The organism is Winogradskyella undariae (assembly GCF_013285155.1).
Taxonomy (GTDB): Bacteria; Bacteroidota; Bacteroidia; order Flavobacteriales; family Flavobacteriaceae; genus Winogradskyella; species Winogradskyella undariae.
Genome location: NZ_JABTEL010000028.1, coordinates 1 through 9,865 on the forward strand (window position 1 = coordinate 1; position 9,865 = coordinate 9,865).

Consider the following 9,865-nt stretch of genomic DNA (forward strand, 5'->3'; position numbering starts at 1 on the left):
ATTGCTTGGTTTCTGCTTATCTGGAATATTCCTTCGGAATATTCTCAGGTTCGTAAAAGTTTACTAATTTAGTTGCCAAGCCACGCAACTAAGCATACACAAACACGTTAGCAAACATTTGAGAGCAACTTAACGGAAAGAAAAATAAATAGAATTGGATAACAGTATAATCGGAATTGGAATTGCACTCGGAATTAGTTTCTTTATACTTTACACAAGAAAAACGAAATGGATGAAACCGAAAATAGTGTGGCTGATTTGTGTCGGACTTTTGATAATTGGATTGTTCGGAATTTTATACTCAAATGCTGAATTTAGAAATGACCGAATAATGTATTTCGGATTTTGTGTTCCAATAATTTATTGGATTTTTGACCGATTTTTTAAACGGATAAGTGAGAATCTGCATAAAAGAGATTTTATACTCTTTTTGAGATATTCTGACGAAATAAATAGCGGATTTGGAGCTAAAAATCCACAAGTAAAAAATTCTGATAAACTATTTTCGTTCGGACTTTTAATAATAATTGTCGGAACTTTATTTATCGGAATTCAAACGATATGAAAATAAAAAACGATTTGCTAACACCGTATAAAAATAATTGCGGTTTAGTGCTTAATCAAAGGTTGTTGCGTGTTTGTAACATCTGATTTTCCTTCGGAAAATCCTCGCATACAAACCCGCAACTATTCTTATACATAAACGTTGGCAACAATTTACTAACAGACAAACCATTATCTTCAATTAGTAAAATAATTCTGTCCAAATATTAAAATAAAATTACCTTTGAATTAAACTCAAGTAAAAATATGGAATATGACCTTTCGAGACTTAATGACAGAGAATTTGAAGCTTTAGGAGCATCAGTTATTGGTAAACTTTTAAGCAAAAGGATTGAGACATTCAAAGCAGGAAAAGATGGAGGTGTTGATGGTAGATTTTGGATTGGTAAAAAGAAAGAAGGAATTATCCAATGTAAGCATTATGTTGAGACAACATACAAAAGTCTAATTTCGAAATTAAAATCTGAGGAAGTAGAAAAGGTAAAAAAACTCAATCCAGAAAAATATATCTTTATTACTTCAAAGAAGTTATCAAGATTAAATAAGCAGGAAATAAAAGAAATATTTCAACCTTTTATTAAAAGAGATGATGACATTTTCGGAAAAGAAGATTTAAACGATTTCTTGACAAGAAAAGAAAACCAAGACATAGTTGAGCAAAATATTAAATTATGGATAACTAGTACTTCTGTGCTAGATTTAATTCATAATAATGCAATTAAAGGGAGAAGTGAGTCAACAATTCGTGAAATTGAAGAAAACTCATATAAATATGCTATTACAGAAAACCACAAAAAAGGATTAAGAATTTTAGAAGAAAATAATGTTATAATTTTAACAGGAGAACCTGGAATTGGTAAGACAACTCTAGCTGATAACTTAGCTCTTTATTATACTGCAAAAGGATATGAATTTTGCGATATTGAAGAAAATATTAGCGAAGCAGAAAGCTTACTTAGAGAAAAAGAAAAAAAGAAAATTTTATTTTACTGTGATGATTTTTTAGGTAGTAATTTGTATGATGCTATAAACAACAAAAGAGATTCACATATTGTCAAATTCATAAATAGAGTTTGTAAGGATAAATCCAAAAAATTTATCTTAACTTCTAGAACAAATATTTTAAATAAGGCTTATAGTTTGAGCCATAGGTTTCAAAATGGCAATATTCGAAATAATGAATTTTTACTTAGAGTTGAAAATTTAACAAAAATTGATAAAGCACAAATTTTATACAACCACATATATCATTCAAACTTGAATAAAGAATATCTTGACGAGATATATGAAGATAAAAGGTACAAAGACATAATAAATCATCGGAATTTCAATCCTAGAATAATTGAATTCGTAACAGATAATATAAGAGTTGGAAGTACACTTCCTGAAAAATATTGGCCTTATATTAAAAACAAATTAGAACACCCAGAAGATATTTGGGCAGATTATTTTCAGAATCAAACTGATGATTGTATTAGAGCATTAGTGTTTTTAACTGTATTCAATAACGGGAAAATATCAGAACAAGACCTTAGACGTTCATATAATACATTTCTTAAGATTCATACAGTTAACTTAGGAGATTCATCTGACAAAAGTTTTGAAGCTATTAGAAAACTAGCTACAAAATCATTAGTCAATAGAAATCAAATAGAAGAAAATAAATATGAATATGTTCTTTTTAATCCTTCAATTACGGACTTTATTCACAGTTCCTATTCTAATGAAAGTGAATTAATATCAAACATCTTAAAATCATTAGAAACAGAAACATCACTAAGGAATTTAAATACTATTTCGGTTTTCAGAAAAATTAACAAGCAGTGCTTAAAAGAAATTCAAGAAGATTTATTTGATTACTTTTTTGAACGTAAAATGGAAGAAGAAGATTGGGATTACTTAATACTACTTTCTTATTTAGATTTCTTTAATGAAAGTTTAAACACAAAGATTGAAGATTTTTTAAAAACCTTAGTAAACACTAACAATCCTAAAGGAAATAATTTATCTGAATTATTATCAATATTAACAGATTTTGATCCAGAAATAGAATTTGAAGATTTTAAGTTTTTATATAATTTTATAGAAGACTTTTTAGATGAAGACGAATTAATTGAACTTTTAAATTTTATAGATAAATTTGAAATTAATGACGAAAATATCCTTTCTCAAGTTGAGAATCACATCGAACTATATTTAGAAGATATTGTCAAAAATAACGATTTAGACATTGATTTCGGAAGTTACATTGATCGCCAAAATTATCCTGATTTTGACCTCGATAAAAAAGGAATTGAATCCGACATATCCACTACTTTAGATTCGTTTTTAGAAAATTTTAATGAAAAGGTTTTAGAAAAGATTGGTTTTAGTAATACAAACATTATATCTAGTTTGGATATAGATGATATGGCAATAACTTATCTAGAAAACGAAGATTATGAGTATGATAATGAAATGGGAGGAAGTTACAATTCGGAAACTTCATATGAGGATGATATAGATGCTATTTTTGAACGTTCATAATACGTAGGAATAAATAAAAAACTGTTGCCAACACCGTATATAATTTATTGCTGGCTTCTCGCCTACTTACGAAAGTCCTCGCGGACTTTCTTGATCGGTAATTTTTACTAAATTAGTTGCTTAAACCACGCAACAAACCATATACAAACACGTTGTATGTAATGGGAGCAACCAATTCTAAAAACACAATTTGAACATTAAAATAAGAGAATTATGAAAAAAATATTTATTACAGTAAGTCTAATTTTTGCACTAGGAATGAATAGCTATGCGCAAGAAGAAATAAAAACCGAAAATGAATTAACCTATTCTGCAGATGAATTAGTCAAACTTGACTCTTATAAGAAAACGATTACTCTTATTGGAAATGCTAATCTAAAAACTAGTGTATTTGAATTTGTGAATGCTGAGAAAATTGTTATTGATAAAAAAACTCAAGAAGTATTAGTATTTGGAGCTTTTAAAGTTAATCTAAATGGAGGAACAATAAGTCAAAAACCTGAATTGAAAAAGCATCAATTGAGATATAAAATAGGAGAAAATATTGCGTACGTAGAATAAAACACTACATACAACACCGTGTATAATTAATTGCTTGGTTATAGCCTACTTGCGAATATTCCTGCGGAATATTCGCAGGTTCGTGAAAGTTTACTAAATTACGTGTTCAACCACGCAACTAACCATACACAAACACGTTGTGTGTAATTTTGAGCCACTTGAACAAAAAAATTTACTATAATTAAAAGATATCAATGAAAAATATATTTGTAATATTTCTCTTAACAACTATGGTTTGTTATTCTCAAAAAATTAAAACTATATCTTGGGAAACTAAAACAACCAAAATATCTAATAAAGAATACGACTTAGTAATTATGGCAACCTTAGAGCCTAATTATCATTTATACTCGCAAACAGTTCCAGATAATGGTCCACTTCCTACGATTTTTAGTTTTAATGAGAGTAAAAACTATAAGTTAGTTGGAGTAGTTAAAGAGCCTATTGAGGAAGCTACTTTTGACCCTGTTTTCGAAAATAAGATTAAATCCTTTGATAATAAGGCAATTTTCAGTCAAAGAATCAAAGTAACTAGTAAAAAACGATTCAAAATTATTGGGAAAATCACCTTTATGACCTGTAATGACAAAACTTGCATAAGAGGTAATAAAACAATTGAATTTAAAATTAATAAATTATAATATCATTCAAAAAACAGAAACTAAATGATTAAAAAGGTAATAGTAACAGCAATAGTTATTTCAATATATTCTGCAAGTTTTTCTCAAATATTAATCAAAAATCCTGAAAACGGTTCGAGTAATTATTTTGGGGATTTAGTAAAAATAGAACTAAAAGACAGTCTATCAATCTTTCATTTCGATAAAAAAACTAATGACAGTATAGCCTACAAACTAAATAATAATTTTTTCATACAAACAGAGATTGACACTAGTAGACTCTTCCTTTTAAGAGTAAAGAATATAAAAACTAAACCTAATGAAGTAAATGGATATACTTATGTTATAGATTTTCCGCCAATTAATCGTCAGGCTAAGATAATAAATATAATGTACGAGGAAGATTCCAAAGGCTCTTGGAAAGCCCAACCCAAAAATTATATTACACTGCTGTCGAATGTTGAAATTAATCAATCAAGCAAATCAGAAATTGTAGAAAAAACTTTTTCTAAAAATTCTTTTAAAAAAACCTTATTGGATGCTAAAGAACAAAATAAAAACATATTACTTTATTTCACAGCTGGCTGGTGCGGTCCTTGTAAATGGATGGACAGATATATTTTTAGTAATAAGGAGGTACATAATAGAATAACGTCTGATTTTATAACATTAAAGGTTGATACTGATTCACAAAAGGGAGAAAAGCTTCGTCAAATTTATTCTGGTGAAGGTATTCCCAATTTATTTATACTAAATAGTGATGGTTATATACTTAAAGAAAAGGTTGGAAGTATGAAAATAAATGAATTTTTAGAGTTTTTATTTATAGACAATTTCACACAACCTAGAAAGCCCAACATAATCAGTAAAAAAACAATAAATAAAGACAAAGGAATAGGACTACGTCTTGGACTTGTAAATAATAATATAAATAATTTATCAAATACTAAATCAAGAACAGGAATTACAATAGACGCATTCTATTCAATAGATTATAATAGACGTTATTTAATAAGGACTGGTTTGGGATTCTCTTCAAAAGGAATTGATGGTTTAGCTATTAACTATCTGAAAATACCTTTTGAATTTGGGTATTCAATTTATAAAGGTTCACTATTTAATTTACCTGGAGCTGTAAGACTCATCGGTGCGCCTTATTATGCAATCCGTTTAAATAAAGACAGATTAGGCATAAGTAATAATGATTATGGTGTACGATTTGGTATATCACCACATATAGGAGATTTTAATGAATTAGAATTTGAAATATATTACGAACACGGTATGAATGACTTATTTAATTCTATTGAAGGTAAACAGAGTAATAGGTCTTTTGGATTAAGTCTCTCATTGAGCTTATAAATGTTACCACAATAAAAAAATAGCAGATAATTTCAAGTAAAATAAAAAAACTACACACAACAATGGCTATAAGTAATTGCTTGTTTTCGCCTACTTCTGAAAATCCTCACGGATTTTCAGTTTGGTGTGTACTTGCTAAGTTTAGTGCTAAACCTCGCAACTACTCATAGCCAAAACCGTTGTACGCAATATCCCAAAACCGCTCAAAAAATTAGAATTGAACATATGAATTTAAAAAAAGGAGCTTCCGTATTATTGAAAATAACTGCATTTGTCGTTGTTTGGTTTATCGCAAAATTCCTTTTTAATGAATATAAAGCTTATACTCTTGCTTATGGAAAAAAGGCTAATGAAATTAGAATATCAGCTAATATTCCAACAATTAAAAGCTTTATGTATTCCAAAAATGTGAATAAACAATTATTGGGAAATCAATGGGTAAGTGTTAGAAAAGAGCCGAAAAAAGGAGAAGTATTGCATATTTGGAAATTAGCTATTCCTGAAGATGAAAGTGGAGCTTTATACGAAGAAAGTGATGCCTTTAGAAAAAAAGATAATAATGGTACTGAATATCAATTAAATCTATATTCCACAATTGAAAACAATATAATTATTGAACATTATGGAATTTTGACTCAGTTTCCTAATTTAAACAAAAACAGAAAAAAAATTAATGGAATTGAGTTAGATAGCTTAATTTCTGAATGGAAAATATTTGAATTAAATTAAACAAATACTGCGTACAACACCGTGTATAATTAATTGCTTGGTTCTAGCCTACTTGCGAATATTCCTGCGGAATATTCACGGGTTCGTAAATGTTTGCTAACTTAGTCGCTAAACCACGCAACTAACCATACACAAACACGTTGTGCATAATACCAACAAAATTCCCCCGTTATAAAAATAAAAATCTATGAAAAATCTAACCTTTCTCTTATTAATCGCAATTACATTTAGTTCTTGTTCATCTGACAATGAACTTTCTATCCAAAATTCAAATTCATTGGATTTTACCGAAGTAATGTCTTTTCAAGTTGATACTTTGGATATGGATATAATCAGTGATGTTAGCACAAATTCTTTATTCATAACTTCTTCAAATGAAGATGTTTGGCCTGAACAATTTGAAAGAGTTATAAAATATAATTTGTCAAACTCTACTCAATCTGAAATAATCCACGATGATGATACTGAAAGCAGACAAATTGAAATTGTAAACAATACAATTTATTCATTCTCATATATAAGTACCATTAAATATGATTTAAACCTTTCAAATATAAATGATATAAATTATTATAATGGGTTAAGTTACTCAAAATCAACAAAGTACAATAACGACATAATCATACTCTCTGGAGAAAGGTGTCATGATTGTACAGATATGCCTTTAAAACTTTTTGACACAAATAGTGAGACTTTTAATGAGTTATCTGTTTTCCCTAATGGCATTAGAATGCATGCTGATGGTTCAGTACTTAACGATAAGCTTTATATGTTTGGTGGTACTGACTTAACAACTATTTATAACGAATTAAACATTTACGATATAACAAATGATATTTGGAGTCAAGAAACTCTTCCTTTTGGAATTTATGAATCATTTACCTCAATATATAATGATACAATATTTGTTGGAGGAAATAAGGAGTCTGATAATAGCAGTGCATTTATAGGAATCTATGATACAACTACCAATTTATATAGTGAATTAACTACGTCACTGAATTTAGATAATATCACCATAAGAGGGATAACTATTTTAAACGATGAAATCTTTGTAGCTTATATTGATTTGGTATCACCTATGCCTGATTTAATGACCGTAAAAGTTGTAAAAGCCTCACTACTTTAATAAAAGTACTATGCACAACAACGTGTATAGCTCATTGCGGCTGAATTCCTAATCGGAATTCATTGCAATTTGCTATCTTTCGGTTACGGCAGAAAATCATAGCTGATTTTCCGCAACGAGCCATACACAAACACGTTGTAAGCAATTTGACGCAACCATTTCGGAAATTTAGCATCTATTAAAAAACAATAATTATGAAAAAATTAATTCTTCTAATATCATTTATAGGAATTTTATCATCGTGTTCAAATGATGATTCTGAAACCGACACACGAGAGTTTGTAGCTGGAGAAGTTTCTGTTGGAATTAAAAGCGGAACTGACATAAATGATTTGTTTGAGTTTATTAATCTTTTCGACCATCAAGTTGATAATGTGAACTCATTAAATTTTACTTCAAATTTGGAATCAGACAACTTACAATACGTTTTAGATATTCTTAATAACAAAACTTATACAAATGACGGAATTAATTGGTTTGTAACAGGATATTTGCATTCTCAAACAAATGAAATAACGATTTTCCCACGACTTTTTGGAATGGAAAATATTGACTATCAAAATGACTGGCTTAATTCAATGAACGAACTGGAATTGAACGAAAAACACAATTCAGAATTGAATAGCGGAATTATTCGATTTTATGTTCCTGTTGGTCAAGAAATAGAATGGAGAAACCAATTTGTAAATTATAATATAGTAGATTGGGCTGAACTAAATTATATTGCAGATATAGAAACACATACGAACTAAAAAAAACTGCTTACAACACTGTGTATAAAAAATTGCTTATTTTTAGCTTAACCAAAGTTAGTCGCATTTTTGTAAACTTCTATTTTCCTGCGGAAAATAGCCGTTCACTTTAAACGCAACTTTCCATAACACAACAACGTTACCACACATTTGACAAAAACCTATGTACAGACATTCAAACCATTCAAAAATTTTCGGGTCAGGTAGAATTGATGAAAAATTTCGTTCGATTTTCCAACGACTTACTCAAACAATAGAAAGCGAAACCGAAGACTACATTTTGAACGTAAATCCAACTGAATACTTGGAACATTTGGCGAATTCAAATCAAATGGAAATTCCAATAATTCACTACGAAGATGTTTATGCAGATAGTTATGAAGATGATATTCCAATGGAATATTTTTCAGCCAGATACGATAGATTTGGAGTGGATAAAATTAAAAAAGAAATAATTCAATTTTTTATTCCAGCCAGCGGAAACGTTGACTTACTTAATTATAGTCCAGCTTCGAGTTTCTATATTGGTGGTGGTGGAGATTTTAAAGTCAATAGTGATTCAATTTCAACAGAATTTATAAATTTCGATAACGATGGACCTGCAATAAAAAAAAGGTTTGATAGCGAAGCCAGAGGTATTAGAAATAATTATGACAGCTTGATAGCTGATATCGAAAAATTTAATAGTTCCCTTAAATCAAACTTAAATAGTGTTTTTAGTAAACGTAAAAACGCATTACTGAACAAAAACAGCTTAATGTCTTCTTTGGGAGTTCCTTTAAAAAGAAAAAATTCTACTACGAATACTTTTTCTGTACCTAAACCACAACTGAAGGAAAAAATAAAAATTAGCAAACCAGTAGTGACAGAAAAAGGATTTAAACCAGAGCCAACTCTGAATGATGAAAGTTACCGACATATTTTAAAACTTATAAATGACGTTGGTAAGAATTTTGAGAGAATGCCAAGTGTTTACAAAGGAAAAGGCGAAGAAGATTTACGAGACCATATTCTAATGACTTTAGACCCAAACTTTGAACTTGGAAGTGCGAGCGGAGAAACATTTAATAAATCAGGAAAAACGGATATTCAACTACGATACGATAGTTCTGTTATCTTCATAGCTGAATGTAAATTTTGGAGTGGAGAAAAAGGTTATTTAAATACAATTTCGCAATTATTAAATTATCTAACCTGGAGAGATACAAAAGCTTCTGTAATAATGTTTGTTAGACAACAAGATTTCAGTTCAATTTTAGAAAAAGTTAAGACGAGCACAAAAAATCACGAGAATTATTTGAGCTATGAAAATAATACTGATGAAAATTGGTTCAACTACCGATTTCATATTAACGGAGATAAAAATAGAGAATTAAGATTAGCAATACAGTTGTACCACTTACCGAAATAAAAACGTGTGGTAACACCGTATATAATTTATTGCTGGCTTCTTGCCTACTTGCGAAAGTCCTCGCGGACTTTCTTTGTCCGTAATTATTTACTAAATTAGTTGCTTGAAACACGCAACAAACCATATACAACAACGTTGTAGCCAATGCGAGAAAATGATTGCTAAAGACCAAAATATCGCTTTATTAACTGTTGCAAAAGCAGCCTCGGAA

9 protein-coding genes are annotated in these 9,865 nt (G+C 29.2%); all 9 read left to right on the forward strand.

What is annotated here, in order from left to right; all coding sequences use genetic code 11:
* Nucleotides 1–154 precede the first annotated feature (154 nt).
* Nucleotides 155–565: a hypothetical protein gene (locus tag HSX10_RS18110; protein ID WP_173589667.1), complete on the forward strand. Its 411-nt coding sequence runs from the start codon at nt 155–157 to the stop codon at nt 563–565.
* A 245-nt stretch (nt 566–810) separates the two neighbouring features.
* Nucleotides 811–3,090, forward strand: a complete 2,280-nt coding sequence (locus HSX10_RS18115; protein WP_055444607.1) for an nSTAND3 domain-containing NTPase — start codon at nt 811–813, stop codon at nt 3,088–3,090.
* 213 nt (nt 3,091–3,303) lie between these two features.
* The gene (locus HSX10_RS18120; RefSeq protein WP_173589668.1) at nt 3,304–3,651 is read left to right on the forward strand and encodes a hypothetical protein; all 348 of its coding nucleotides are present in this window, start codon (nt 3,304–3,306) and stop codon (nt 3,649–3,651) included.
* Nucleotides 3,652–3,845: 194 nt separating this feature from the next.
* Nucleotides 3,846–4,292: a protein-disulfide reductase DsbD domain-containing protein gene (locus tag HSX10_RS18125; protein ID WP_173589669.1), complete on the forward strand. Its 447-nt coding sequence runs from the start codon at nt 3,846–3,848 to the stop codon at nt 4,290–4,292.
* 24 nt (nt 4,293–4,316) lie between these two features.
* A complete protein-coding gene (locus tag HSX10_RS18130; RefSeq protein WP_173589670.1) occupies nt 4,317–5,633 on the forward strand; it encodes a thioredoxin family protein in 1,317 nt (438 codons plus the stop codon).
* A gap of 225 nt (nt 5,634–5,858) precedes the next feature.
* Nucleotides 5,859–6,362 (forward strand): hypothetical protein, encoded by a 504-nt coding sequence (locus HSX10_RS18135; RefSeq protein ID WP_173589671.1) that lies wholly within the window; start codon nt 5,859–5,861, stop codon nt 6,360–6,362.
* Between the two features lie 187 nt (nt 6,363–6,549).
* Nucleotides 6,550–7,491: a Kelch repeat-containing protein gene (locus HSX10_RS18140; protein WP_173589672.1), complete on the forward strand. Its 942-nt coding sequence runs from the start codon at nt 6,550–6,552 to the stop codon at nt 7,489–7,491.
* A 194-nt stretch (nt 7,492–7,685) separates the two neighbouring features.
* Nucleotides 7,686–8,243, forward strand: a complete 558-nt coding sequence (locus HSX10_RS18145; RefSeq protein WP_173589673.1) for a hypothetical protein — start codon at nt 7,686–7,688, stop codon at nt 8,241–8,243.
* Between the two features lie 163 nt (nt 8,244–8,406).
* On the forward strand, nt 8,407–9,654 hold the full coding sequence (locus HSX10_RS18150; protein ID WP_173589674.1) for a hypothetical protein: 1,248 nt from the start codon (nt 8,407–8,409) through the stop codon (nt 9,652–9,654).
* Nucleotides 9,655–9,865 lie beyond the last annotated feature (211 nt).